This is a genomic window from Actinoplanes sp. NPDC020271, from assembly GCF_044388125.1.
GTDB lineage: Bacteria > Actinomycetota > Actinomycetes > Mycobacteriales > Micromonosporaceae > Actinoplanes.
This window is the reverse complement of the sequence record NZ_JBIRWQ010000001.1, coordinates 664,006-688,913: the sequence shown is the minus strand read 5'-3', so window position 1 is coordinate 688,913 and position 24,908 is coordinate 664,006. Positions and strand designations below refer to the sequence as shown.

Below are 24,908 nucleotides of genomic sequence, written 5' to 3'. Positions count from 1 at the left end.
TGAATCACCAGCCGGTAGGAGTACAGTCCCCGCCCACGCCGGCCGGTTCCACCTGAAGGGTGGCGTGCTCGATGGCGAACTCGTCGTGCAGCGCCTCCCGGGCCACGGTCAGGACCGCGCCCAGCTCGGCGGCCGGCTCCAGACGCAGGTGCGCAGAGGCGACCTCCATGCCCTCGGTCAGTGTCCAGACGTGCAGGTCGTGCACGTCGCAGACACCCGGGACGGCGGCCAGCCGCTCGCGGACCGCGGCCACGTCCACGTGCTCCGGGGCAGCCTGGACCAGGATTCGCACCGCCGAACGGCCCAGCGCGAACGTGCGCGGCAGGATCATCAGGGCGACGCCGACGGCGACGATCGGATCCGCGTACGCCCAGCCGGTCAGCCAGATCACCACCGCGGCCACGATCACGCCGGCCGAGCCCAGCAGGTCGCCGATCACCTCCAGGTACGCCCCGCGGACCCCGATGTTCTCCTTCGCGCCCGACCGCAGCAGCGCGAACACGACCAGGTTGGCGGCCAGCCCGCCGAGCGCGACCAGCAGCATCGCGCCGGCCGGCACCTCGGGCGGGCCGGTGAACCGGCGCACCGCCTGGACCACCACGAACCCGGCGACCAGGGTCAGCAGCGTCGCGTTGGCGAGCGCGGCGAGCACCTCCAGCCGGTAGAGCCCGAACGTGCGGGCGGAATCCGAGCCGGCGCGCCCGGCGGCGGTGATCGCGGCCAGCGTCATCGCGATCGCCAGCACGTCGGTGAACATGTGCCCGGCGTCGGAGAGCAGTGCCAGTGAGCCGGTCAGCCCGGCGGCGGCCGCCTCGACCAGCATGAATCCGGTGAGCAGCGCCGCCGCCCACCACAGCCGGCTCCGATGCCGGGCGCCGGCGTGCAGGGCCCGGGCGCCGTGGTCGTGACCGGCTCCCATGTCTCCACCTTCCGTCGTCGGGCGCGCCGCCGCCAAGGTATGCGCACATCGCAATGTATGCAATCGACGGCCGGCGCTCTCGCGGTGACGGTAACGGCCGGGCCCGCCCCGGCGTGGCCGACGCCCGCCTCGACCAGCACAATCACCCGCCCGAGAGCCCACCCGTGGCCGGCTTCCAGGGGTGCCTCAGGCGCGTCGAAGCACCCCTGCGGCCCAGCCGCGGCTCGTCGGCCGGCCCCGGAGGCGCCTCCGGCCGGTCGAGGCACCTCTGCGGCCCACCCACCCGGTCGTGGCCGGCTGTCCGAGGTGCTTCAGGTGGGTCGAGGCACCCCTGTGGCCCAGCCGGTGGCACGCGGGTCCCTGAGCCGGCCTAAGGATGCCAGCCGGGGTCGGTGCCGACCGTGGTGAGGCGCTGGGTGGCGCGGGACAGGGCGACGTACAGCGTGCGCACCCCGGCCCGGTCGACGGCGATCTCGCCCGGCTCGACGAGCACCACCGCGTCGTACTCCATACCCTTGGCCTCCAGCGCGGTGACCACCTGGACACGTTCCGGCAGGCCGGTCACCCACGCGGCCATCTCGTCGCGCCGCGGCACCGGGGTGATCACGCCGATCGTCCCGTCCACGTCGGCGAGCTGCTTCTCGGTCAGGTCACGGACCGCCGCCGGCAGCGCGGCGGCGCCGGTCACCAGGTCCACCGGGTCCACGCCGGTCGACCGCACCGCCGAGGGCAGCGGCAGATCCGGCAGGATCGCCCGGATCACCCCCGCGGCCACCGCGAAGATCTCCGACGAGTTGCGGTAGTTGGTGGTCAGCGCGTAACTGTTGCGCTTGCGCGAGCCGAGCGCCTTCTCCCGGGCCCGGTCCAGCTCGTCCGGGTCGCCGGACCACGCGGTCTGCGCCGGGTCGCCGACGATCGTCCAGGACGCGTACTGCCCGCGGCGGCCGATCATGCGCCACTGCATCGGCGAGACGTCCTGCGACTCGTCGACCACGACGTGCGCGAAGTCCCGGTAGTCCTCCTCGCGCTGGGCGTGCTGGGTCCGCGCGGCCGCCTGACGATCGGCGAACGTGCTGACCTCCTGGACTCCGTCCCGTACATGGAAAGGGTTCTTGCTCTTCTTCTGCGGCTGCCGCGGGCGACCCATCAACTCGTCGAGCTCGTCGAGAAGCGCCACGTCGGCGATCGTCGGTCCGAACTCCGCGAGCCCGTCGAAAGAGCCCTGCAGGGTTTCGATCTCTTCACGAGACAAGATCCCATTGGCGTACGCCCGGAGCCGTCCCCGGTCGGCCAGCCAGCGCAGGACACGCAGGGGCGTGAAGCGCGGCCACCACTCCCGCAGGAAGTTCCGGAAGTCGGAGCGGTCGGCCAGCTCCGCCTCGAACTCACGCTTCTCCGGCAGACCGCTCAGCTTCTGGTCGCGGGCCTGCGCCCACAGCGCGTCGAAGAGCCGGTCGAAGCCGTGCCCACGCACCTCGTTGCGGCGCGCTCCGCGGGGCAGTGCCTTGCGCCGGATCTGATCCAGTTGCGCCGCGTCCAGCCGCAGCAGCGCACCCCGGTAGAGCAGGCGCAACTCGGTCGGGCCGCCCGGCACGGCGTCGTGCGAGGCCCGCTCCAGGACTCGGCGGATACGGAGCGAGCCCTTGATCGCGGCTACCTCGCCCGAGTCCACCCGGGTCGCGTTCCAGCCCGGCACCAGCGAGCCGAGCGAGCGCAGCGTCGCGGTGTCCTCGCCGAGCGAGGGCAGAACGGTCGCGATGTACTCCACGAAGACCCCGGACGGCCCGACCACCAGGACACCGCCGCCGGCGAAGCGGCTGCGGTCGGAGTAGAGCAGGTACGCCGCGCGGTGCAGGGCGACCGCGGTCTTCCCGGTGCCCGGGCCGCCGGTGACGATCGTCACGCCACCCGCGGGGGAGCGGATCGCGTCGTCCTGCTCGCGCTGGATGGTGGCGACGATGTCGCGCATGCCGTGACCGGTCGCCTTGGAGAGGCTGGCCAGCAGCGCGCCGTCGCCGACCACGCGCATGCCGTCCGGCGCGGACTCCGGGTCGAGCAGGTCGTCCTCGATGCCGGTGACTCTCTCCCGGCTGGACTGGATCATGCGGCGCCGCACGACCCCCAGCGGATCGGCCGGGGTGGCCCGGTAGAAGGCCGCGGCCGCCGGCGCACGCCAGTCGACGACCAGCGGCTTGGACGTGTCGTCGCGGATGCCCATCCGGCCCACGTAATGGGTAGCGCCGTCCTTCTGATCGAGGCGGCCGAAGACCAGCCCCTCGTATTCCGTGTCCAGTGCGTGCCGGCGGCGGGCCGCGTGGAAGACCATCGCGTCGCGCTCGACCAGGGCGCCGAACGTGCCGACTCCGGCGAGCTGATAGCCCTCCTTCTCGGCGCGGGACGCGTCCTTGCGCAGCTCGGCGAGACGGGCGTAGACCCGGTCCACGTGCTGCTGCTCGACCGCGATCTCCTGTTGCAGGACGGTGGCGTCGCTCAAGTCGGTCGTTCTCCCTTTCATGCGCACCACCAGCGCTCACGCGAAGGGGGCAATCGAACTTACTCCTGCCCCGCAACGCGCCGAAAAGCGGCCTGGTGTTTCACCGCATCGTTCGAGCGTTACAGAAACGACCGGAGGCGCGCGGATGTTCCGCTCAAGCTCGTCGCGGGAGGGCGTCCGGCGTGGCCGCTGATACCCGGTTCAGGCCGCCTTGCTGTAGGAAGTGCGGCGCGTGGCCTTGCGAGTGGCACGGTTCGCCCGGCGGACGATCTCGACCAGCGCGGCCGACACCTCCTCGGGGCGCTCCAGCGGCAGCATGTGGCCGGCGCCCGGGCAGACGGTCAGCGCGGCGTGCGGCAGGGCGCCCGCGATCGATTCGGCGCACGGCACCGGCGTCAGCCGGTCCCGGTCGCCGACCAGCACCGCGGCCGGCACGTCGCCGATCGAGGCGAGCGTGTCCAGCCGTTGCTGAGCGCCGATCGACGCCCGGAACCCGCCGATCGACCGCAACGACGTGCGGCCCACGCTGCGCAGGGTCAGGCCCAGCGCGTCGTCGGCGCAGCGGTCCCCGAAGAGCAGCCAGCGCAGCGCCGGGGCCAGGGCGGGCAGCACCGCCCGGTGCGGACGCCAGGCGCCCGACCGTGCCAGCACGCCGGCCCCCAGCGTCTCGCCGACGCGCAGGACACCGGCCAGGCTCTCGGGAAGGCCGTACCGCGTGTGGGTGTGCCCCTCGGCGGTGGTGGAGACGAACAGCAACCCGGCCACGCGGGCGGCGAACTCGCTCGGATGCCGGTGCGCGAACTCCATGATCGTCATGCCGCCCATGGAGTGCCCGCCGAGCACCACCGGACCGGACGGGGCCAGCCGGCGCAGCACCTCGGCCAGGTCGTCGCCGAGCTGATCCAGGGTGGCCGAGCTGCGCTGGATCGCCGAGGACCGGCCGTGGCCCCGGGTGTCGTAGACGATCACCCGCGGCGCGCGCCGGCCCAGCCCGCTCAGCGCCTCGGCCTGCCGCCGCCAGGTGCGCCGGTCCAGGCACCAGCCGTGCAGCAGCACCACGGTCACCGGGGCATCGGCCGGACCGGAGATCTCGGCGTGCAGACGCACGCCGTCGGGCATCTCGATCTCGGTTCGCTCGAACATGGGCACCTCCGCGCTGGTCACGCTCCCCGTCGTACCCACGGGTAATAATCATCACTCGCGATCACCCGAATCGGTACTGTCCGACGCGGTGACCGTGAGCTGCCTCCCAATTACTTTTCTTGGCCGTCCGGACGGCGAGAATCGACGTCATGACAGCCATCCGCGCTGCCCAGGCCATCACGCCCAGGACTGCTCTGGGCGAGCTCATCACGGGCAACAAGCGTTTCGTGTACGGGAATCCGCAATACGGGCACAACGTCACCCAGGCCGCGGCCACCGCCGGCGGCCAGCAGCCGCACTCGGTCGTGCTCGGCTGCATCGACTCGCGGGTGCCGCTCGAAGCGGTCTTCGACCAGCCGTTCGGCGCGATCTGCGTGGCCCGCTCCGGCGCGCACGTGCTGGACCGCTCGCTGATCGGGTCGGTCGAGTTCGCCGTGTCGGCGCTCGGCGTCCGGCTCGCCCTGGTGGTGGGCCACAAGCGGTGCGGCGCGGTGACCGCCACCGTCGGCGCGGTGCGCTCCGGCGACCGTCCCGGCGGCGACGTCGGATACCTGGTCGAGGAGATCGCACCGGCCGCCGACGGGGTCGACCTGGACGACCCGGGCGCGGCCGACCACGTGATCCGCGCGCACGTCGAACGGACCGTGGAGCGGCTGCGCGAGACGCCCGAGCTGGCGGCGGCGATCGTGGCCGGGACGGTGGACGTGGTGGGCGCGATCTACGACCTGGACACGGGGTGGGTGGAGTTCCTGGAGCGCTCCTGAGGGCGGCTCATGGCCGTACGCGCAAATCGGATTTCGACCCTGATCCTGTCATGATCTTTTGGTCTGATCTTCAGGAAACGTGAAAAGGCACCTCCCGGCCGAGCCGGGAGGTGCCTTTTCGTCACGCGTGAGGCTGCTCAGCCCTCGAAGACGCCGGCGTCGACGAGACGCTTCTCGGTGGCGTCCCAGCCGTCCTTGGGGCTGACGGTGTTCAGGGCCTGGAGCTCGGCGCGGATCTTGGCGCCGTGACCGGCACCGACCAGCACCCGGATCTCCTCCACGAACGCGTCCGAGTTGGTCGCGAGGTGGGTGGTCTTGCCGTTGGTCAGGTTCCGCACGTAGGCGTAGCTGCCGTTGGCCAGCGGGATGAGGTATTTGTACTCACCGAGCACGCTGAGGGCGCCACCGGTGCCCTGGCCGGCGCGGACTGATGCGCGGGCGGTCTTTGAGGTGTTGCCTGCCACGGCGGTACTCCTTGAGGAAAAGCTGCGGGCAAAGAAAAAGGCCGTGGCAACTCTACACGACGCCTGGTGAACCGCACCGTCGGAGCAGGTACAGGCGTTGGACTGGATGTGCCACTACGACTGGTCCCGCAGTCGATGTTGCGGATTCTCTGGCGCACCATCCGTACCAACCGGCATCATGGGACACGATCAACCGCGGTCGAGGTCGTAGGGGAAGACGCACCTCGGTCTCCGGGAGGTCACCGTGCCAACGTGTGGCGTCGTATACGTCCACTCAACCCCGCTCGCCGTGTGCCAGCACGTCGAATGGGCCATAGCGCGCGTCCTGACTGCGCCGGTCAATCTTCATTGGACCGTGCAGCAGGTCGACCCCAGCATGCGCCGAGCCGAGTGCAGCTGGACCGGACGCGCGGGAACTGGCGCCGAGCTGGCTGCTGCCCTCCGGCAGTGGCCCATGATCCGTTTCGAGGTGACCGAAGAGCCGAGTCCGGGACTGGACGGCGAGCGCTTCATGCACGTCCCCGGTCGTGGGCTGTTCCACGGCACGATGGGCGCCTCGGGCGACATCCAGATCGGCGAGGACCGGCTGCGCGCCATCATGGCGTCCGCCCGGGCTCCCGAAGCGCTGGCGCATGCCCTGGAGAAGGCACTCGGCACCGCGTGGGACGCCGAGCTCGAGCCGTACCGGTACGCGGGCGACGGCGCGCCGGTGACCCTTTTGACCCGGGTGGGCTGAGGGGTTCACATGGCGGCGGTTTCCGCGACCTGATTCGATGGCGTTCGTGAAAAAGCTGTCCCGTGTCGCATTTGTCGCACCGCTGCTGCTGCTCGCCGGAGCCTGCGGGAACGACGCGAAGGCTCCCACGGCTCCACCGGACGCGGGGCCGGTCGCGTCCGCCGCGTCCGGCGCGGTCTCCGAGTCGGCCTCGGCGCCGGCCGCGGACCCGCTGGTGCGGGCGGCCGAGACGGTGGCCCGGCTCAGCGACGAGGACCTGGCCGGTCAGGTGCTGATGCCGTACGCCTACGGCGGCTCGGCCACCCAGGTCGACGCCGGGTCGGCGGCCGGCAACCGGAGCCTGGCCGGGGTGGACACGCCCGCCCAGATGATCGCCAAGTACAAGATCGGTGGTCTGATCCTGGTCTCGTTCACGCAGAACGACCCGACCGGCAAGACCAATCCCACGTCGAACGTGGAGAACCCGAAGCAGGTCCGGGCGCTCACCGACGGGCTGCAGGCGGCCGCGAAACAGCTGCCGGCCGGGGCGCCGCTGATGATCGGCACCGACCAGGAGTACGGCGTGGTGACCAGGATCACCGACGGGGTCACCGCGCTCCCGTCGGCGTTCGCGGCCGGGGCCGCCGGCCGGCCCGAGCTGACCGAGGCCGCCTGGCACGCGGCCGGCGAGGAACTGGCCGCGATGGGCGTCACCGTCGACTTCGCCCCGGTCGCCGACACGCTCGGCGCGGCCGGCAGCTCGGTGATCGGCTCCCGGTCGTTCGGCTCGGACGCCAAGGCCAACGCCGCGCAGGTCGCCGCCGCCGTCCGCGGCCTGCAGGGCGCCGGGGTCTCCGCCGCCCTCAAGCACTTCCCGGGCCACGGGCACACCACCGGCGACAGCCACGAGGTGCTGCCGGTGATCAAGCAGACCGCGGCCCAGTGGCGCGCGGAGGACCTGCCGCCCTTCAAGTCCGGCGTCGACGCCGGGGTGGGCGTGGTGATGTCCGGCCACCTCGACCTGCAGGCCATCGACAAGGGTGTGGCCGCCACGTTCTCGCACAAGGTGATGACCGACGTGCTGCGCGGCGAGCTGAAGTTCACCGGGGTGGCGATCACCGACGCGATGAACATGGAACCGGCCAAGAAATGGGCGCCCGGCGAGGCCGCCGTCCGCGCCCTCAACGCCGGCAACGACATGCTGCTCATGCCGCCGGACATCGGCGCCGCCCGGGACGGGATCCTGGCCGGGCTCAAGAACGGCACCCTCAAGCGCGAGCGGCTGATGGAAGCGGTCACCCGGATCCTCACGCTCAAGTTCCGGACCGCCGCGACAGCCCGGCCCGACCTGTCGGTGGTCGGCGCGCAGGCCCACGAGCAGGCGGTCGCCGCGCTGGACGCCGCCGCGGTGACCGTGCTGCGCGGAAACTGCAGCGGGCCGCTGGTCAACGGGCCGGTCACGGTGACCGCGCCGTCGTCGCGCGAACTCGCCCGGTCCACCCTGGTCAAGGCGTTGCAGGCGGCCGGCGTGGAGGTGCGGGCGGCCGGTGGGGCCGAGATCCACCTCGTGGGGTACGGCGACAAGCCCATCGACCTGTCCCCGGACGCGCCGGTGACCGTGATGATGGACCTGCCCGGGCTGCTCGCCTACGCGAAGTCGCCGACGCTGCTGGCCACGTACTCGTCGAGCCGGCTGTCGCTGACGGCGCTCGCCGCGGTGATCGCCGGGAAGGCGAGCGCGCCGGGCCGGTCGCCGATCGCCGTGGCCGGCCTGCCCCGAAGCGCCTGCGCCAAGTAGCCCCCACCCCGGCCGCCGGCTCGTGGCTGGATCCCGGGGGCCTCAGCTGGGTGGAGGCACCCCCGGTGGCGGGGACAGGGGTGTTCGGGCGGTGAGGCACCGCCGGGGCCCGGCCGCCGGGTGGTGGCTGGGCTCGAGAGGTGTTCGGGTAGGTCGAGACACCCCGGGGGCCGGCCGAGGGCGGTGAGTCGCGCTGCTTGCCGGACCCGCGGCGGGCCGCGCGGCGACGTGCCCGCGGGCGGGGTGGTTACAGGGGGATGTTGCTGTGGGCGCCTCGAGCCGGTGGGGCGGCGGCCAGGGCGTCGGCGATCCGGCGGCGGGTCTCGTCGGGGGTGATGACGGCGTCGAGCAGGCCGATCTCGTGGGCCCGGGCCGCGGTCTCGACCTGCTCGCGGGCCAACCGGTCGTGGAGGGCGCCGCGGTCGGCGAGTGGGGTGGCGGCGATCCGGCGGTGGTGCAGGATCGGGACGGCCGCGACCGGATCATGGACGGCGAGTTCGGTGCCGGGCCAGGCGAAGACGGCGGAGGCGCCGAGCGCGCGGGAGTTCATGGCGAGGTAGGCGCCGCCGTACGCGCGACGGGTCACGAGCGTGACCCGGGGGACCACGGCCTCGGCGAACGCGTGCAGGAGCTGGGCGCCGCCGAGCACCACCGGATCGGGGCCGGCGAGGTAGCCGGGGGTGTCGACGAGCACGATCAGCGGCAGGGCCAGTGCGTCGCACATGCGGACGAACCGGGCGGCCTTCTCGGCGGCGGGCGCGTCCAGGCAGCCGTCGAGGTGCTGCGGGTTGTTGGCCACGACACCGACCGTGCGACCGGCGAACCGGCCCAGCGTGGTCACCAGGTTCGGGGCCCAGCCGGCGTGCAACTCCAGGCCGTCCTCGTCGAGCAGGGAGCGGAGCAATGGCCGTACGTCATAAGCGTCGGCCTGGACCAGGGACCGCGGTGACCGGCCCAGCGAGCCTCCGGGCCGCACGTCGTCCGGCGACAGCCGGCCGGGATGGCCGAGCATCCGGACCGTCCGGCGGGCCGCGCCGGTCGCGGCCTCGTCGCCGTCGGCCAGCACGTGCGCGATCCGCGGCGAGCCACCGGTCGCGGAGATCACGACGTCGGTGAGCGCCGCCGCGTAGGCCGCGCTGCCGGCGGTCGGCCCGGCCAGCACCGACACCTGCGGGATCCGCCCGGACGCCCGCACCGTGGCGGCGAAGATCTGCCCGGCCGCGTCCAGGGCCACCACGCCCTCGCCGAGCCGCGCCCCGCCGGAGTGCCAGACGCCGATCACCGGGACCCGGTCGCGGATCGCGAGGTCGATCGCCTCGACGACCCGGCGGCAGCCGTCGACCCCGATCGCGCCGCCCATCCGGGAGGCGTCGGTGGCGAACGCGATCGCCGGGGTCCCGTCGACCGAGCCACGGGCGTGCAGCACGCCCGACTCGTCCGGCGGGGCGAGCGGGCGCATCGTGTCGTGGTCGAAAAGGGCGAGGAGCCGTGATCCCGGGTCGCGGATCACGGCTCCTCCATGTCTTTCCCCTGGTCCGTGGCGTCAGGGACGCGTGAAGACCAGAGCCACGTTGTGGCCGCCGAAGCCGAACGAGTTGTTCATGGCCGCCGGGATGTCGAGCGGGCGGGCCTTGAACGCCGCCACGTCGAGGTCCAGGCGGTCGTCCGGGTCGTCGAGGTTGATCGTGGGGGGAACGACGCTGTCGCGGATCGCCAGGATGGTGGCGATCGACTCCAGCGCACCGGCCGCGCCCAGCAGGTGCCCGGTCATCGACTTCGTCGACGTGATCACCGGGTGGTCACCCACCGAGGCCCGGATGCCCTTGACCTCGCCCATGTCGCCGGCCGGGGTCGACGTCGCGTGGGCGTTGACGTGCTTGATGTCGGCGCCGGTCAGACCCGCGTCCCGGATCGCCATGGACATCGCCCGGATCCCGCCCTTGCACTCCGGGTCGGGCTGGACGATGTCGTAGCCGTCCGAGGTGATGCCCGCGCCGGCGAGCCGGGCGTACACCCGGGCGCCGCGAGCAGCCGCGTGGTCGGCACGCTCGAGGATGAGCGCGCCGGCACCCTCACCGAGGACGAAACCGTCCCGGTTCTTGTCCCACGGGCGGGACGCCCGCTCCGGCTCGTCGTTGCGCGTCGACATGGCGCGCATCGAGGCGAAACCGGCGATCGGCAGCGGGTGGATCACGGCCTCGGTGCTGCCGGCCACCACCACGTCGGCCCGACCGGCGCGGATCAGGTCGAGACCCAGGGCGACCGCCTCGGCGCCGGTGGCGCACGCGCTGGCCATCGCCCGGACCCCGGCCCGGGCGCCGACCTCGAGCCCGACGTACGCCGCCGGGCCGTTCGGCATGAGCATCGGCACCGTGTGCGGGCTGACCCGCCGCGGGCCGGACTGCTCCAGGATGTCGTCCTGGTCGAGCAGGGTGATGGCGCCACCGATGCCGCTGCCGAAGCTGACCGCGAGGCGCTCCGGGTCGAGCCCGGTGCCCTCCAGGGCCGCGTCGGCCCAGGCCTGCTTGGCGGCGACGATGGCCATCGCCTCGCTGCGGTCCAGCCGCCGCATCCGGACGCGCTCGATGACCTCCGAGGGATCCACGGCGATCTGCGCGGCGATGCGGACGGACAACTGCCCGGCCCACTCCTGGGTGAGCGGACTCACCCCGGAGCGGCCGGCGAGCATGGCGTCCCAAGTGGACGCGACGTCCCCGCCCAGCGGGGTCGTCGCGCCGAGCCCGGTGACGACGACGTCGACAGTGCTCATGTCAGGCGTTCGCCTCGATGTAGGTGACGGCGTCGCCGACGGTCTTGAGGTTCTGGACCTCGTTGTCCGGGATCTTGACCCCGAACTTCTCCTCGGCCGCCACCACGACCTCGACCATCGACAGCGAGTCGACGTCCAGGTCGTCGGTGAAGGACTTGCCCTCGGCGACGTCGTCCGGGTTCACCCCGGCGACCTCCTCGAGGATCTCGGCGAGGCCGGAGGTGATCTCTTCACGAGTAGCCATTTTTGTTCTTTTTCCTCTCGGTTTTTTACGGTTTGTGCTGGATGAGCTTACGGGCAGCGGACAACCTGACCGGCATAGGTCAGACCGCCGCCGAAACCGAACAGCAGCACCGGGGCGCCCGAGGGCACCTCGCGCCGCTCGATCAGCTTGGACAGGGCCAGCGGCACGCTCGCCGCCGAGGTGTTGCCGGACTCGACCAGGTCCTTCGCGACGATCGCGTTCTCGTTCAGGCCGAGCCGCTTCACGATGCCGTCGATGATCCGGGTGTTCGCCTGGTGCGGCACGAACGCGGCCAGCTCGGACGGGGCGACCCCGGCCCGGCGGCAGGCCTCGATCGCGAACGGGGCCAGCTCGGTGGTCGCCCAGCGGAAGACGATCTGGCCCTCCTGCTCGATGTACGGGCGCCAGCCCTCGATCCGCAGCACGTCGCCCTTGTCCGGGGCGGAACCCCAGAGCACCGGGCCGACGCCGGGCTCCTCGCCGTCCGGCACCCCGGTGATCACCGCGGCGCCGGCGCCGTCACCGAAGAGGACCGCGGTCTTGCGGTCCGACCAGTCGGTGACGTCGGAGAGCTTCTCCGCGCCGATCACGATCGCGTTGCGGGCGGCGCCGGCGCGGATCGCGTGGTCCGCGCTGCCGACCGCGTAGGAGAAGCCGGAGCAGGCGGTGTTCAGGTCGTACGCCGCGGGGGCGGTGATGCCGAGCTTGTTCGCCACCCGGGTGGCCACGTTCGGGCAGCGGTCGATCGACGAGCAGGTCGCGACCACGACCAGGTCGATGTCGGCGGCGGTCAGCCCGGACGCGGCGAGCGCCTTCTCGGCGGCGAAACCGGCCATGTCGGCGACCGTCTCGGTGTCGGCGATGCGCCGCTCCGCGATCCCGACCCGGCTCCGGATCCACTCGTCGTTGGTGTCGAGGGTCTTCGTCAGATCCTCGTTGGTGACCACGCGCGAGGGCTGGTAGTGACCCATCGCGACGATGCGGGAACCCGCAACCATCCTGTTCCTCCTTCAGTCGCGACTGCGCGCGTCAGTGCTGGGGTGTGGCGTGCCGGGCGATCAGATCGCGCGCGGCGGGCAGGTCGTCCGGGGTGTTGAGGGTGACGATCTCCGGTGCGCCGGCACCCTTCAGCTCGCGCTTGACCAGGCCGGCCAGGGTGCCGGCCGGGGGCAGCTCGATCACCGCGGTGACGCCGAGGTCCTTGAGCGTGCCCATGCACAGGTCCCACCGGACGCCGGCGGTGATCTGGCGGACCAGGCGATCGAGCATCTCGCGCCCGCTCGCCACCGCCGTGCCGTCCAGGTTCGACAACAGCGCACGGGCCGGGTCGGTGACGGCTGTGTTTTTCGCTACAGCGGCCAGCGCGGTCTCGGCGGGCGCCATGAACGGTGTGTGGAACGCCCCGGCGACCGCGAGCGGGATCACCCGGGCCTTCGCCGGCGGGGTGGCCGCGAACTCGGCGAGCGCGTCCCGCGCACCGGCCGCGACGACCTGACCGGCGCCGTTGCGGTTCGCCGCGTACAGGCCGTGCTTCTCGATCGTGGCGATCACCTCGTCCGGGTCGCCGCCGAGCACGGCCGACATCCCGGTCGGCTCCAGCGCGCAGGCGGCGGCCATCTCCCGGCCACGGACGCCGGCCAGGGTGATCGCGTCCTCCGGGGTGAGCACCCCGGCGGCCGCGGCGGCCCCCAGCTCACCGACGCTGTGGCCGGCGACCACGCCGACCTGCTCCAGCGGTAGCTGTTCGGCGGCCAGCAGTGCGGCGGCGATCAGCAGCGGCTGGGTGCGGGCGGTGTCCTTGATCTCCTCGGCGTCCGCGTCGGTGCCGAGGTGCACCAGGTCGACGCCGGCGAGCGCCGACCAGGCGGTCAGACGCTCCCGGGCACCGGGAATTTCGAGCCAGGGGATCAGGAAGCCGGGCTTCTGGGAACCCTGGCCGGGCGAGAGTACGGCGAGCACGTCTTCGACTCTTCCGGATGGGGGAGCGTTCCGGGGGTGCCGGGCGCGACGAAACCCTACGACAGACGTTGTAGGTTCTCTACAAAAAGGGGGTCAAGTTGACCCGGTTCGGCACCATTTGATGCTGCGGTCGTTAGTGCTCAACACCCTGTGACCCTCGGCACTCAGGCGGCCGGGTCGAGGCGTCCGATGCTCAGGGCCATCCGCAGGGCGAATGCCTCGCGCCCGTCCAGCGGGGACAGCGCGCTCACCTCGGCGACCCGCTTCAGCCGGTACCGGACGGTGTTCGGGTGCACGTACAGCTCGCGGGCCGCGCTCTCCAGCACCCCGCCCGCGGCGAAGAACGCGTCGAGCGTCTCCAGCAGGCCACCGCCGGCGCGGGCGAGGGCGCCGTAGACGTCGTTGCGAAGTTTGCGGCGTGCGTCCAGATCGCCGGCCAGCGCGCGTTCCGGCAGCAGGTCGTCGGCGGCGACCGGGGTGGGCGCCCCCGGCCAGGCCGGCGCGGCGCGGAACCCGGCCAGGGCGGCCCGGGCCGACTCGGTGGCCTGCTCCAGCGCCGGCACGGCCGGGCCGACCACGATCGGCCCGTCGCCGAACCCCGAGCTCAGCGACGCCGCGGTGACCACCGGGTCGGTCGCGCCGCCGACGACCGCGACCAGCCGGTCGCCGTGCAGCCCGCCGATCACTTCGAGCCGGGCGCGCCGGGCGGCCCGATAGAGCGCGTGCAGCACGGCCGTGATGTCACCGCCGGGGGAGCGGCCCACCACGACGGCGACCGGCGGCGAGTCGACCCAGCCGAGCGCGGCCGCCCGGCTGGCCAGCACGTCCGACGAGTCGCCGCGGAGCAGCGCGTCGACCAGCATCGCCTGCAGCCGCGCGTCCCAGGCACCGCGGGACTCGGCGGCCCGGGCGTAGACCCGCGCGGCCGAGAACGCGATCTCCCGGGAGAACCGCAGGATGGCCTGGAGCAGGAGGTCCGTTTCCCCTTTGGCGGCGAAACCGGGCACCTCCACCTCGGCCACGTCGATCGTCACCTTGATCAGCTGAACGGTCTGAGTCAGTGTGATGGCCCTGGCCAGGGCCCGTGGCGCGGCGGCGAACACCTCGTCGGAGATCTCCTGGGTGCTGGCCGCGACGGTGGCGCCGGAGCGCAACCATTCGACGAGTGACCGCACCCCGGCCTGTGCGACGAGCATCACCCAGGACCGTTGATCGGCCGGGAGTGCGCGGAACCACGGCAGCGTTTCGTCCATCCGGGTCACCGCGGAACTCGCCAGGGCGCCCGCGTGCCGCTCGATCCGGCGCAAAGTCGCTGGTTGGAGAGGGTTCGCGGGAGACTCGGGCGACATTTCGGTGGACACGGGCCCCAGAGTGACACGCCGCCTCGAGCTGACGCGAACCACGCCTGTTTAATGATTTTTATGACATTTGTCCGGTGTAGCGGTGCGCCTCTCCCGCAATTCCGGTCGGTGACCTGGCATCGTGTGCTCCGTGCCGGACCTTCACCCGGGCCCGCGCATGCCGATGAAGAAACGGTGCCGACCAACCGATCGACAGCCGATACCGAGGATCGAGGAGGGGAGACGATGGACCGGGACGACATGCGTGCCGAGATCGATCCTGCCCTTGAGGACCTGCCACTGGTCACCGACGAGGAGCCGATCGTCGTGTCGGACCCGGGCCGGGTCGGCTGCCGGACCGATCTGCGCGGCTGGGCCGGCGCCCACCTGCACGGCGCGGTCCGTCCACGCCGCCGGGCCGCCGGTCGCGGCCGGCCCCCGGGTCGCTGGTGCTGAGCTTCCGCTCCGCCGATCGGCGCGGGCTCCGCTGACGCTTCGCGCTTTTCCCGTACGTCGTCGAGCCGTCACCCCGTCGGGTGAGAGCGTCACGCTCCTCCGGGCGCGTCCCGGCGCTCCGAGTGCTCCCGCTGGTCAGGTGAACGGGTGGACGACAAGAGACGGCTGATCCTGGACCAGGCGCTCGCACTGGTGGACGAGCGGGGACTGGCCGCCATGTCGATGCGCGCGGTCGCCGAGCGGGTCGGGTTGACGTCGATGGCGCTCTACCCGTACGTCGGTGGCAAGGACGCCCTGCTCGACGGCCTCGTCGACCTGCTGCACCTGGAACTGGGCACGTCCGTCGGCGACGACCTGGCGGAATTCGGCTGGCGGGAGCGGCTCCGGGCGCTGGGCCGGGCGGTGCGGTCCCTGGCGCACGCGCATCCGAGTGCCTTCCCGCTCCTGCTGAACCGTTCCGCGGCCGGTGCCTCGGCCTCCTGGCTGACCGCGGCCCTGCGCGGCATCCTGCACGACGCGGGCGTGCCCGCCTCCGCGATCCCGCGGCTGGCCCGGATGATCTGCGCCTTCCTGCTGGGCTACACCACGGGTGAGGTCACCGGCGGCCTCCCGCGGGTTCCGCCCGACCCGGAGTCGGCCCCTGACCCGGCCTCGGAGGCGGCGGACGCGGCGGCCCGCGAAGCGGAGTTCGACGCCGACCTGGCTGACCTGATCACGCTCGTCGCCCACGCCGCCCCTCACCCCGCAGACGACCGCACCTGACCCGCGCGCGTCCGAGCACCGACGCGACCCCCGGCCGGAACCGGGAGCGCGGCCGCGGCGGTGACCAGCCGTCCGCCTCGCGGGCTCCGGCGGGCGGGACTCCGCGGCCGGCTCCAGCCCGCCGGCGGGCGGCTGCGCAGGCGCGGTGCCAGGGCGGGAGCCGTGGACGGGTCTGTTGCTCTGACCGTGACCACCCACGGACGTCGCCCTTGCGGTCTGAGCGTTCTGGGCGCCCCGCGCCCTGCTCGGACCGCAAGGGTCCCCGCGGGAGCGACGATCGGCGACCACAGCGGAGAGGGGACATGAAGATCTTGAAGTTGATCTTCGGGGTAAAGGAAACCGCCCCGATCCTGACGCGGATCGGGGCGGTCTCTGCAGGTCGTGCTAGATGCGGCGGCGGATCAGGAACGCCATCCCGGCCAGGCCGGTCAGGATGATCAGCAGCACTGCGCCGTTCAGCAGGAACAGGCGGCGGAACTCGCCGATGTACTCGCTGGCGGCGGGATCGCTGTCGTCGGCCTTCAGGTTCTCCCCGATGCCGCCGCCGATGCCGCCGTTGACCACGTCGGGCTTCGCCTTCAGCGGGACGCCGCTCAGACGCAGCGACTCGGACATCGACAGGCGGCCGTAGAACCAGCCGTCGGTCTTCTTCCCGGACGGCTGGTTCTCCGGCCGGTGGGCCCGCGGACCGCCGGCGGCCAGCGGGTACAGCTCGTAGAGCTGGGTCGCCTTGTCCTTGATCAGGACCTGGACGGTGTACCCCTGACCCAGTTTGTCCTTCGCCGGCGTCGACGTCTGCGGTGTGGCCGAGGCGATCCAGCTCACCTCTTCCATCAGCATGCGGAACAGCTTCGGGTCGTCGGCCTGCAGGACCTTGATCCCGCTCTCCGGCAGCTCACCGCCGGTGATCGTGATCGTGTCCGGCGTGGGCTTCGGTTTCGGCGTCGCCTTGGGCGTCGCGGCGGCGCCGGTCTGCCCGGACGGTGCGGCCTGCGCCACAGCCGGGGTCGTGCCCAGAGTCACCGCCGCGGCGATCGCCAGCGCACCGGCCGCCGCGGCCACCTGTTCCATTACTCGTCGAACCACCATCCGACCTCCCCCGCCCGTGGATGACATGGTCACTGGACGCTGTTCGCAGCCTCCAGCCTTCCCGAGCGCCGCCCTGTCCGCATCTCGCGGCAGGGTGAATTGGAGCTATGTGGGGGGAGGACGGTAAAGCCGTTGATCAGCGGCCGAATATTACCCAGTCCCCGCAAGTCGTGGGGTCGGCGGCCACCCATGTAGCGGACCGCATCACCGCATTCGACGAACCGCTATGGTCGCGGCCCGCCGAATGCGGTAAAAGGGGGCCGATCAGGCGGAAAGACGTGCCCGGGCGGCGGAGATGCGAGCCAGCGACCGCTCCCGGCCGAGCAGCTCGATCGACTCGAAGAGCGGCAACCCGACAGTACGGCCGGTGATCGCGACCCGGACCGGGGCCTGAGTCTTGCCGAGCTTCAGCCCGCGGGCCTCGCCGACCTGCTCCAGGGCGGCCTTCAACGCCTCGGCGGTCCACTCGGTGAGACCGGCGAACGCGGTGGCGGCGTCGTCCAGGATGTCGGCGGCGCCCTCCTTCATCGCTTTCGCCCACGACGCCTCGTCGTTGACCGGCTCGTCGAGGAAGAGGAAGTCCACGTTCTCCACGATCTCGGAGAGCACCGCGATCCGGGTCTGGGCGAGCGGGGCGATCGCGGCGAAGACCTCGGCGTCGAACTTCTCCGGCTCCCACGCCGGCGCCGGGATCGTCTCCGTGCCGCTCAGCCACGGGGCGCAGACCTGGGTGAACTCGTTCGGCGTGAGGGCGCGGATGTACTCCCCGTTGAACGCGCGCAGCTTCTTGACGTCGAAGAAGGCCGGGGCGTGGTTGACGTCCTCGATCCGGTACTCCTCCTCGACGACCGACCACGGGACGATCTCCCGGTCGCCGGTGGGCGCCCAGCCGAGCAGCATCAGGTAGTTGCGCATCGCGGCGGCGAGGTAGCCCTCGTCCCGGTACGACTCGAGCGCCACCTTGTCGCGGCGCTTCGACAGCTTCTGCCGCTTCTCGTTGACGATCACCGGGACGTGACCCCAGACCGGGGGAGTGACGCCGAGCGCCTCCCAGAGCAGCTGCTGCTTCGGCGTGTTCGGCAGGTGCTCCTCGGCCCGGAACACGTGGGTGATCCCCATGCTCATGTCGTCGACGACGTTGGCCAGCAGGAACACGGCCGAGCCGTCGCTGCGGGCGATGACGAAGTCCTCGATCAGCTTGTTCTCGAACGTGGGCTTGCCGCGGACCAGGTCGACGACGACGGTCTCGCCCTCGTCGGGGGTGCGGAAGCGCAGCGCGCGGCCCTCGCCCGGCCCGAGCCCGCGCTCGCGGCAGAAGCCGTCGTAGCCGGTGTGGGTGTTGCCGGTGCGGGCGACCACGTCCTCACGCTTGCAGTCGCAGTAGTACGCCTTGCCCTCGCCGTAGAGCTTCGTGGCGGCGGCGGTGTGGTCGGCCGCGTATGACGACTGGTAGTAGGGGCCCTCGTACGTCCCGCGCTCGATGCCGATCCAGTCGAGCGCCGAGATGATGCCCTCGGTCCACTCGGGCTTGTTGCGGGCCGCGTCGGTGTCCTCGATCCGGAGCACGAAGACACCGCCGTGCTGCTGGGCATAAATCCAGTTCTGCAGCGCCGAACGGGCGCCGCCGACGTGGAACATGCCGGTGGGAGACGGGGCGAAACGTACGCGAACAGTCACGCACCCAGCCTACCGAGGCCCGCGAGGGGTATTTGACATGCGGTCGGGAACGGCGTACTTTACCGATCAGTTAATTAACGTGGTCGTTAAATAAGGAGCTGAGAGCCATGGGCAAGGTTGTCGCGGTGGAGTACGTCACGCTCGACGGTGTGTTCGAGGAGCCGGCCTGGAGCAGCCCCTACTTCAACGAGGAGCTGAGCGGCTGGCAGGCGGAGAACCTCGCCGAGGCCGACGCGTTGCTGCTGGGCCGGCGGACGTATGAGGGTTTCAAGGCGGCCTGGCCGCAGATGGAGGCGGCGACCGGTGACTTCGGCGTGAAGATGAACACGATGCCGAAGCACGTGGCCACCACCACCCTGGAGACCCCGGAGTGGAACGCGACGTTCCTGACCGGCGAGGTCGCCGACGAGGTGGCCCGACTCCGGACCGAGCCGGGCACCCTGCTGATCAACGGCAGCGCGACGCTGGTGAACTATCTGACCAGGCACAACCTGATCGACGAGTACCGGATCATGATCTACCCGGTGGTCCAGGGCGAGGGGCGCAGGCTCTGGGACGACGGCACCAAGATCGCCCTCAGCCTGAAGAAGTCGTGGCAGACCTCGACCGGCGTGCAGGTCGTCACCTACGTGCCGGCCTAGACGGTGAAGCGCCCGACCAGGCCGGTCAGGCGCTGTGCGGTCGCGTTCAGCTCGTCCGCGGCCTGGTGCGCCGCGGCCACCGACTGCCGGGTGCCGTCCACCGCGCCGCTGACCGAGCTGATCCCGTCCGCGATCTCGCGGCTCCCGCCGGCCGCCTCGGAGATGTTGCGGGCCATTTCCGCGGTCGTGGCGGCCTGCTCCTCGACCGCCGCCGCGATCGCCGTCTGATAGTCGTTGACCTGCGCGATCCGAGCCGAGATGGCGTCGATCGAGCTGACCGCGCGGGCCGTGTCGCTCTCGATCGCGGCGACCCGGGCGGTGACGTCCTCGGTCGCCCGGGCGGTCTCCTGCGCCAGTTCCTTCACCTCGTTCGCGACCACGGCGAAGCCCTTGCCGGTCTCGCCGGCCCGGGCCGCCTCGATCGTCGCGTTCAGTGCGAGCAGGTTCGTCTGCTCGGCGATCGTGGCGATCAGCCGGACCACGTCGGTGATCTTCGTGGTGGACTCCCGCAGCTCGGCCACCACCCCGGCCGCCGCCGAGGTCAGGCCCACCCCGTCCCGGCCGGCCTGCGCGGCCTCCTGGGCGTTGTGCGAGATCTCGGTGATCGACGCGCCCATCTGCTCGGCACCGGCCGCGACCGTCTGCACCACGTGCGACACCGTCGACGCCGAACCGGTCACCTGCCCGGCCCGGGTCGCGGCGGTCTCGGCGGCCGAGGAGAGCTCGGCGCCCGCACCGGCCACCCGCTCGGCCGTGCCGGCGACCTGGGCCGAGGCCGACGCCACGTCGGCCATCACCGCGCGCAGCTCGGCGGCGGCGGTGTTCAGCGCCTCGGAAGCCTGCCCGATCTCGTCCCGGCCGCGGTCGGTCACGGTCACCGTCAGGTCGCGGGCGGCGAGCCGCTTCAGCGCGCCGGTCAGCCCGGCCAGGCGGCCGGCGATCCTGGACGCCTGGAAGTACGCGGCGGCCGCGCCGAGCAGCGCCAGGAGCACCGCGGCGATGACGAACGCGGTCAGCATGGTCTTCCGGCCGCCCTGGACCACGGCGATCGCCTCGGCGGCGTCGGCGTCGTACCCGCCGACCGCGATCGCCCACTGGTACGGCTTGTAGTACGCCACCGTCGTCGTGGTGCTCCCGGCCGCCGCCCCGGACGCGCCCGGCAGCCGGTAGGTGGTCCGCCACGTCCCGCCGTCGGCGAGCTGCGGCGCCCGGGTGACGATCTCCTGGACGTACGTGGTGCCGTTCGCGTCGGTCGCGGTCAGGTCACCGGTCGCGTCCTTCAGGCTGGACGCCACCACCCGGCCCCGGTCGGTCGAGGAGGTGCTGTAGACGGTGACCCAGCCGTTCTCGCGGATCTTCGAGGCGGCGATGGCCGTGGTCAGGTTGGTCAGCGCCGCGCTCTGCGGCAGGCCGACGTAGAGGGCGCCGATCACCTTGCCGGCGCTGTTCTTGATCGGGTCGTAGGCGGAGATGTACGGCGTGCCCACCACCAGCGCCACCCCGCGGTACCCCTGGCCGGAGCTGATCGCCGCCGCCACCGGGTTCGGTTTCCCGTCCGCCCCGGTCGCCGGGATGTACGTGCCGATCGCCCGTGCCCCGGTCGCCGCCTTCACCGTGGTCGCCACCCGCAGCAGGTCACCGGCGTCGTTCATCCGCTGGAAGAACGTGACCGCGCCGCCGACCAGGTCCGCGGTGTCGTCGACGAACGGGGTGACCTTCTTGAAGTCGGCGTTCTGCCCGAGCCAGGCGCCGTCGACCGTCACCCGGGGCAGGGTCACCTTGCGCTTCGACTGGTCGACCTGGTTCGTCGCGTTCCAGGCGGCGGTCCGGGAGTCCAGCTTCATCCCGCCGTGCTGGGCGAGCAGCCCGTCCGCGCTGTGCATGCCGGAGTCGACCTCGCGCTGCACCTCGTTGCCGACCGACGACACCAGCGTGCTGATGTCGGTGATGGCCCGGTCCAGCTCGGTCTGGTTCGACTGATTGACGGCGTTCTCGGTGCTGTCGGCGAACCGGCCACTCTGCCAGGCGCCGACCAGGACGAGCACCAGCGCGGTGACCAGGACACTGCCGAGGCCGAGGATCATCAGTTGGTGACTGATACGTAGCCGCACAAACCATAGTCTTCCGGACAAGACGAAGGCCCGTCGCGTTTTCGCGACGGGCCCCCGAAGGTCAGACGAACTAGCTGTCGCCGCCGGTCTCCCCGACCGGGGCCGCGTTGACGTCGTCGATCGCGTACTTCTTCGCGGCCTCACCGGGCACGTGCGCCGGGATCTTGCCGCGCAGCGCGAGCTCGCGCAGCGTGGCGACGGCCACCGACTCGCCGTCCACGTGGAAGTGGCGGCGCAGCGCGTGCCGGGTGTCGCTCATGCCGAAGCCGTCGGTGCCGAGCGAGGTGTACCCGTTCGGGACCCAGCGGGCGATCAGGTCGGGCACCGCCCGCATCCAGTCGCTGACCGCCACCGACGGGCCCTCGGCGCCTTCCAGCTTCTGCTGGATGAACGGCTTGCGCGGCTGGTCGCTCGGGTGGAGCAGGTTGTGCTCCTCCGCCTCGATCGCGTCGCGGCGCAGCTCGCCCCACGAGGTGACCGACCAGACGTCGGCGCTGACCCCCCAGTCCTGGGCGAGCAGCTCCTGCGCCTTCAGCGCCCAGCGCATGCCGGTGCCGGACGCCAGCAGCTGCGCCTTCGGGCCGTTGCCGGTGCCCTCGGAGTACCGGTAGATGCCCTTGAGCAGGCCTTCCACGTCCACACCGGCGGGCTCGGCGGGCTGGATCGCCGGCTCGTTGTAGATGGTGAGGTAGTAGAAGATGTTCTCCTGCTTCTCCCCGTACATCCGGTGGAGGCCGTTCTCCATGATGTGCGCGATCTCGTAGGCGAACGCCGGGTCGTACGCCACGACGGCCGGGTTCGTCGCCGCGATCAGCAGCGAGTGCCCGTCCTCGTGCTGCAGGCCCTCACCGTTGAGCGTGGTACGCCCGGCGGTGGCCCCGAGCAGGAAGCCCCGGGTCATCTGGTCGGCCGCGGCCCACAGCTCGTCGGCGGTGCGCTGGAAGCCGAACATCGAGTAGAAGATGTACAGCGGGATCATCGGCTCGTCGTGCGTCGCGTACGACGTACCGGCGGCGATGAAGCTCGCGGTCGAGCCGGCCTCGTTGATGCCCTCGTGCAGGATCTGACCGTTGGTCGCCTCCTTGTAGGACAGGAACAGCTCCCGGTCCACGGAGGTGTAGGTCTGGCCGTGCGGCGAGTAGATCTTCTTGGTCGGGAAGAGCGAGTCCATGCCGAACGTGCGGGCCTCGTCCGGGATGATCGGGACCCACCGGGCGCCGAACTCCTTGTCCTTCATCAGGTCCTTGAGCAGCCGGACGAAGGCCATCGTGGTGGCGACCTTCTGCTTGCCGCTGCCGGCCTTGACGCCGCTGAAAGCAGACGAGTCCGGGATGGCGAGGGACTTCGCCTTGGTCCGCCGGGACGGTACGTACCCGCCGAGGTCACGCCGGCGCTCCTGCATGTACTGGTACTCGTCGGACTTCTCACCGGGGTGGAAGTACGGCGGGAGGTACGGGTTCTCCTCGAGCTGCTTGTCGCTGATGTCGAGGTAGAGCCGGTCCCGGAAGCTCTTCAGGTCGGCCAGCGTGAGCTTCTTCATCTGGTGCGTGGCGTTGCGGGCCTCGAAGTGCGAGCCCAGCGTCCAGCCCTTGATGGTCTTGGCGAGGATCACCGTCGGCTGACCGGTGTGCTCGGTGGCGGCCTTGTACGCCGCGTACAGCTTCCGGTAGTCGTGGCCACCGCGCTTGAGGTTCCACACCTCGTCGTCGGTCATGTTCTCGACCAGCTTGCGGGTGCGCGGGTCCCGGCCGAAGAAGTGCTCCCGCACGTACGCCCCGGACTCGCCCTTGTAGGTCTGGTAGTCACCGTCGGGCGTCGCGTTCATCAGGTTGACCAGCGCGCCGTCGGTGTCAGCGGCGAGCAGGGAGTCCCACTCGCGGCCCCAGACGACCTTGATCACATTCCACCCGGCGCCGCGGAAGAACGACTCCAGCTCCTGGATGACCTTGCCGTTGCCGCGCACCGGGCCGTCGAGCCGCTGCAGGTTGCAGTTGACCACGAAGGTCAGGTTGTCCAGCTCCTCGCGGGCCGCGACGCCGATCGCACCGAGCGACTCGACCTCGTCCATCTCGCCGTCGCCGAGGAACGCCCAGACGTGCTGCTGGCTGGTGTCCTTGATGCCGCGGTTGTGCAGGTAGCGGTTGTACCGCGCCTGGTAGATCGCGTTCATCGGGCCGAGGCCCATGCTGACGGTCGGGAACTCCCAGAAGTTCGGCATCAGCCGGGGGTGCGGGTACGACGGGAGGCTGTTCGGCGCGTGGGACAGCTCCTGACGGAAGCCGTCGAGCTGGTCGGTGGTGAGCCGGCCCTCGAGATACGCCCGGGCGTACATGCCGGGGGAGGCATGGCCCTGGAAGAAGATCTGGTCGCCGCCACCCGGGTGGTCCTTGCCCCGGAAGAAGTGGTTCATGCCCACCTCGTACAGGCTGGCGCTGGACGCGTACGACGAGATGTGGCCTCCGACGCCGATCTCGGGTCGCTGCGCGCGGTGCACCAGCATGGCGGCGTTCCACCGGACGTAGGCCCGGATGCGCCGCTCCACGAACTCGTCACCGGGGAACCAGGGCTCCTGCTCGGGCGTGATCGTGTTGATGTAGTCGGTGGACGTCAGTGGCGGAACGCCCACCTGTCGTTCGCGAGCGCGCTCCAACAGGCGCAACATCACGTACCGGGCTCGTTTGGCGCCCCGCTCGTCGATGACTCCGTCGAGGGACTCGATCCATTCGTTCGTTTCCGAAGGGTCGATGTCCACAAGCTGGCTCGGCAGGCCATCGCTGATCACCGGGCGCTTGCGCTCCGTGGCCACAGGCAATCCTCTTGGTGTGAGTTGTCGGAACCGGTGCGATCAAGGTGGCGTATCGCCCGGAGGTCTCCATCCTGCCCCTTAACGGTGGGCATCGTCACGCCTAACGGTCGGCGCAGCGATACGCGACACATGTACTGAGCAGTAACTTCTAAGATCTCACCCGGCGAGGAACGAGAACCGCACTTGGCGCACCGGGTTGTCGCCGTTCGGATCGACCAGACAGATCGACTGCCAGGTGCCCAGCGCGATCCGCCCGCCGATCACCGGCAGGCTCGCGTACGGCGGGATCCAGGCCGGCAGCACGTGATCCCGCCCGTGCCCGCGGGAACCGTGCCGGTGCTGCCATTTGTCCTCGGCCGGCAGCAGGTCGTCGATCGCGGTCAGCAGGTCGTCGTCGGAGCCCGCGCCGGTCTCGATGATCGCCAGCCCGGCCGTCGCGTGCGGCACGAAGACGTGCAGCAGGCCGTCCTTCTCGGCGGCCACGAACCGCTCCGCCTCACGGGTGATGTCGACGACGACGGGCGAGTTCCCGGTTCGTACGGTGATCACTTCGGTACGCATCCGGCGAGCCTATGCGTAGCGATCGAGCGCCAGGAAAAGCGCCGCGGTGATCGTCGGCCACGCTGCCCGGAGCGCCGGCCGGGACATGATCATCAAGACATTCCATCACCGGTACGGCCGGCGCGCCGGAAGATCGACATGTGTGATCGGGTTTCCGGCGGGTGGCAGCGCACGCCGCGGTCCGCAATGCTGATT

Annotated in this window: 21 protein-coding genes; 6 read left to right on the top strand and 15 right to left on the bottom strand. The window is 71.3% G+C overall.

Annotation, left to right across the window (positions count from 1 at the left end; genetic code table 11):
* Nucleotides 1–4 precede the first annotated feature (4 nt).
* From ACH442_RS02980 to ACH442_RS02970, 3 genes are all read right to left on the bottom strand, one after another.
* Entirely contained in the window at nt 5–919 is a 915-nt protein-coding gene (locus tag ACH442_RS02980) for a cation diffusion facilitator family transporter (protein WP_396120852.1), read from the bottom strand.
* A gap of 370 nt (nt 920–1,289) precedes the next feature.
* Nucleotides 1,290–3,413 carry a HelD family protein gene (locus ACH442_RS02975; RefSeq protein ID WP_396120851.1) on the bottom strand — a complete coding sequence of 708 codons (2,124 nt, stop codon included), beginning with the start codon at nt 3,411–3,413 and terminating at the stop codon, nt 1,290–1,292.
* Between the two features lie 201 nt (nt 3,414–3,614).
* Nucleotides 3,615–4,556: an alpha/beta fold hydrolase gene (locus ACH442_RS02970; RefSeq protein WP_396120850.1), complete on the bottom strand. Its 942-nt coding sequence runs from the start codon at nt 4,554–4,556 to the stop codon at nt 3,615–3,617.
* Nucleotides 4,557–4,705: 149 nt separating this feature from the next.
* Between ACH442_RS02970 and ACH442_RS02965 the strand changes: the two genes are divergently transcribed.
* A complete protein-coding gene (locus ACH442_RS02965) occupies nt 4,706–5,320 on the top strand; it encodes a carbonic anhydrase (protein WP_396120849.1) in 615 nt (204 codons plus the stop codon).
* A 137-nt stretch (nt 5,321–5,457) separates the two neighbouring features.
* Here ACH442_RS02965 and ACH442_RS02960 read toward each other — a convergent pair whose 3' ends face one another.
* The gene (locus ACH442_RS02960; protein ID WP_396120848.1) at nt 5,458–5,784 is read right to left on the bottom strand and encodes a hypothetical protein; all 327 of its coding nucleotides are present in this window, start codon (nt 5,782–5,784) and stop codon (nt 5,458–5,460) included.
* A 244-nt stretch (nt 5,785–6,028) separates the two neighbouring features.
* Between ACH442_RS02960 and ACH442_RS02955 the strand changes: the two genes are divergently transcribed.
* Nucleotides 6,029–6,520 (top strand): DUF3145 domain-containing protein, encoded by a 492-nt coding sequence (locus tag ACH442_RS02955; protein ID WP_203738543.1) that lies wholly within the window; start codon nt 6,029–6,031, stop codon nt 6,518–6,520.
* A gap of 37 nt (nt 6,521–6,557) precedes the next feature.
* Nucleotides 6,558–8,297 carry a glycoside hydrolase family 3 protein gene (locus ACH442_RS02950; protein ID WP_396120847.1) on the top strand — a complete coding sequence of 580 codons (1,740 nt, stop codon included), beginning with the start codon at nt 6,558–6,560 and terminating at the stop codon, nt 8,295–8,297.
* A gap of 247 nt (nt 8,298–8,544) precedes the next feature.
* On the opposite strand, the gene ACH442_RS02945 is transcribed toward ACH442_RS02950, so the two are convergent.
* From ACH442_RS02945 to ACH442_RS02920, 6 genes are all read right to left on the bottom strand, one after another.
* Nucleotides 8,545–9,756 carry a carboxyl transferase domain-containing protein gene (locus ACH442_RS02945; protein WP_396121029.1) on the bottom strand — a complete coding sequence of 404 codons (1,212 nt, stop codon included), beginning with the start codon at nt 9,754–9,756 and terminating at the stop codon, nt 8,545–8,547.
* Nucleotides 9,757–9,840: 84 nt separating this feature from the next.
* The gene (gene fabF / locus ACH442_RS02940) at nt 9,841–11,067 is read right to left on the bottom strand and encodes a beta-ketoacyl-ACP synthase II (protein ID WP_396120846.1); all 1,227 of its coding nucleotides are present in this window, start codon (nt 11,065–11,067) and stop codon (nt 9,841–9,843) included.
* A gap of 1 nt (nt 11,068) precedes the next feature.
* Nucleotides 11,069–11,311 (bottom strand): acyl carrier protein, encoded by a 243-nt coding sequence (locus tag ACH442_RS02935; RefSeq protein ID WP_396120845.1) that lies wholly within the window; start codon nt 11,309–11,311, stop codon nt 11,069–11,071.
* Between the two features lie 47 nt (nt 11,312–11,358).
* Nucleotides 11,359–12,309 carry a beta-ketoacyl-ACP synthase III gene (locus tag ACH442_RS02930; protein ID WP_396120844.1) on the bottom strand — a complete coding sequence of 317 codons (951 nt, stop codon included), beginning with the start codon at nt 12,307–12,309 and terminating at the stop codon, nt 11,359–11,361.
* Between the two features lie 31 nt (nt 12,310–12,340).
* Nucleotides 12,341–13,270, bottom strand: a complete 930-nt coding sequence (locus tag ACH442_RS02925) for an ACP S-malonyltransferase (RefSeq protein ID WP_396120843.1) — start codon at nt 13,268–13,270, stop codon at nt 12,341–12,343.
* A 164-nt stretch (nt 13,271–13,434) separates the two neighbouring features.
* On the bottom strand, nt 13,435–14,619 hold the full coding sequence (locus tag ACH442_RS02920; protein WP_396121028.1) for a PucR family transcriptional regulator: 1,185 nt from the start codon (nt 14,617–14,619) through the stop codon (nt 13,435–13,437).
* A 237-nt stretch (nt 14,620–14,856) separates the two neighbouring features.
* On the opposite strand from ACH442_RS02920, the gene ACH442_RS02915 reads away from it, so the two are divergent.
* Both ACH442_RS02915 and ACH442_RS02910 read left to right on the top strand, forming a co-directional pair.
* The gene (locus ACH442_RS02915; RefSeq protein WP_396120842.1) at nt 14,857–15,066 is read left to right on the top strand and encodes a hypothetical protein; all 210 of its coding nucleotides are present in this window, start codon (nt 14,857–14,859) and stop codon (nt 15,064–15,066) included.
* A gap of 147 nt (nt 15,067–15,213) precedes the next feature.
* Entirely contained in the window at nt 15,214–15,828 is a 615-nt protein-coding gene (locus tag ACH442_RS02910; protein ID WP_396120841.1) for a TetR/AcrR family transcriptional regulator, read from the top strand.
* Nucleotides 15,829–16,212: 384 nt separating this feature from the next.
* On the opposite strand, the gene ACH442_RS02905 is transcribed toward ACH442_RS02910, so the two are convergent.
* Both ACH442_RS02905 and gltX read right to left on the bottom strand, forming a co-directional pair.
* Nucleotides 16,213–16,917 carry a hypothetical protein gene (locus ACH442_RS02905; RefSeq protein ID WP_396120840.1) on the bottom strand — a complete coding sequence of 235 codons (705 nt, stop codon included), beginning with the start codon at nt 16,915–16,917 and terminating at the stop codon, nt 16,213–16,215.
* 264 nt (nt 16,918–17,181) lie between these two features.
* Nucleotides 17,182–18,594: a glutamate--tRNA ligase gene (gene gltX, locus ACH442_RS02900; RefSeq protein ID WP_396120839.1), complete on the bottom strand. Its 1,413-nt coding sequence runs from the start codon at nt 18,592–18,594 to the stop codon at nt 17,182–17,184.
* 107 nt (nt 18,595–18,701) lie between these two features.
* Here gltX and ACH442_RS02895 point away from each other — a divergent pair, with 107 nt between their 5' ends.
* Nucleotides 18,702–19,235: a dihydrofolate reductase family protein gene (locus ACH442_RS02895; protein WP_396120838.1), complete on the top strand. Its 534-nt coding sequence runs from the start codon at nt 18,702–18,704 to the stop codon at nt 19,233–19,235.
* Here the strand turns inward: ACH442_RS02895 and ACH442_RS02890 are convergent.
* The 3 genes from ACH442_RS02890 to ACH442_RS02880 all read right to left on the bottom strand — a co-directional run bounded on the left by ACH442_RS02890 (nt 19,232) and on the right by ACH442_RS02880 (nt 24,713).
* Nucleotides 19,232–21,346, bottom strand: a complete 2,115-nt coding sequence (locus tag ACH442_RS02890; RefSeq protein ID WP_396120837.1) for a methyl-accepting chemotaxis protein — start codon at nt 21,344–21,346, stop codon at nt 19,232–19,234. The genes ACH442_RS02895 and ACH442_RS02890 overlap by 4 nt on opposite strands.
* Before the next feature lie 70 nt (nt 21,347–21,416).
* Nucleotides 21,417–24,152 carry a pyruvate dehydrogenase (acetyl-transferring), homodimeric type gene (gene aceE, locus ACH442_RS02885; RefSeq protein WP_396120836.1) on the bottom strand — a complete coding sequence of 912 codons (2,736 nt, stop codon included), beginning with the start codon at nt 24,150–24,152 and terminating at the stop codon, nt 21,417–21,419.
* 156 nt (nt 24,153–24,308) lie between these two features.
* Nucleotides 24,309–24,713: a YjbQ family protein gene (locus ACH442_RS02880; protein WP_396120835.1), complete on the bottom strand. Its 405-nt coding sequence runs from the start codon at nt 24,711–24,713 to the stop codon at nt 24,309–24,311.
* Between the last annotated feature and the right edge of the window lie 195 nt (nt 24,714–24,908).

What these genes read in the sequence shown, in the direction of transcription:
- ACH442_RS02980 (WP_396120852.1), bottom strand. Translation starts at nt 919, where the DNA reads ATGGGAGCCGGTCACGACCACGGCGCCCGGGCCCTGCACGCCGGCGCC.
- ACH442_RS02970 (WP_396120850.1), bottom strand. Translation starts at nt 4,556, where the DNA reads ATGTTCGAGCGAACCGAGATCGAGATGCCCGACGGCGTGCGTCTGCAC.
- ACH442_RS02965 (WP_396120849.1), top strand. Translation starts at nt 4,706, where the DNA reads ATGACAGCCATCCGCGCTGCCCAGGCCATCACGCCCAGGACTGCTCTG.
- ACH442_RS02950 (WP_396120847.1), top strand. Translation starts at nt 6,558, where the DNA reads ATGGCGTTCGTGAAAAAGCTGTCCCGTGTCGCATTTGTCGCACCGCTG.
- ACH442_RS02945 (WP_396121029.1), bottom strand. Translation starts at nt 9,756, where the DNA reads ATGCGCCCGCTCGCCCCGCCGGACGAGTCGGGCGTGCTGCACGCCCGT.
- fabF (WP_396120846.1), bottom strand. Translation starts at nt 11,067, where the DNA reads ATGAGCACTGTCGACGTCGTCGTCACCGGGCTCGGCGCGACGACCCCG.
- ACH442_RS02935 (WP_396120845.1), bottom strand. Translation starts at nt 11,311, where the DNA reads ATGGCTACTCGTGAAGAGATCACCTCCGGCCTCGCCGAGATCCTCGAG.
- ACH442_RS02930 (WP_396120844.1), bottom strand. Translation starts at nt 12,309, where the DNA reads ATGGTTGCGGGTTCCCGCATCGTCGCGATGGGTCACTACCAGCCCTCG.
- ACH442_RS02920 (WP_396121028.1), bottom strand. Translation starts at nt 14,619, where the DNA reads ATGTCGCCCGAGTCTCCCGCGAACCCTCTCCAACCAGCGACTTTGCGC.
- ACH442_RS02915 (WP_396120842.1), top strand. Translation starts at nt 14,857, where the DNA reads ATGGACCGGGACGACATGCGTGCCGAGATCGATCCTGCCCTTGAGGAC.
- ACH442_RS02905 (WP_396120840.1), bottom strand. Translation starts at nt 16,917, where the DNA reads ATGGTGGTTCGACGAGTAATGGAACAGGTGGCCGCGGCGGCCGGTGCG.
- ACH442_RS02895 (WP_396120838.1), top strand. Translation starts at nt 18,702, where the DNA reads ATGGGCAAGGTTGTCGCGGTGGAGTACGTCACGCTCGACGGTGTGTTC.
- ACH442_RS02880 (WP_396120835.1), bottom strand. Translation starts at nt 24,713, where the DNA reads ATGCGTACCGAAGTGATCACCGTACGAACCGGGAACTCGCCCGTCGTC.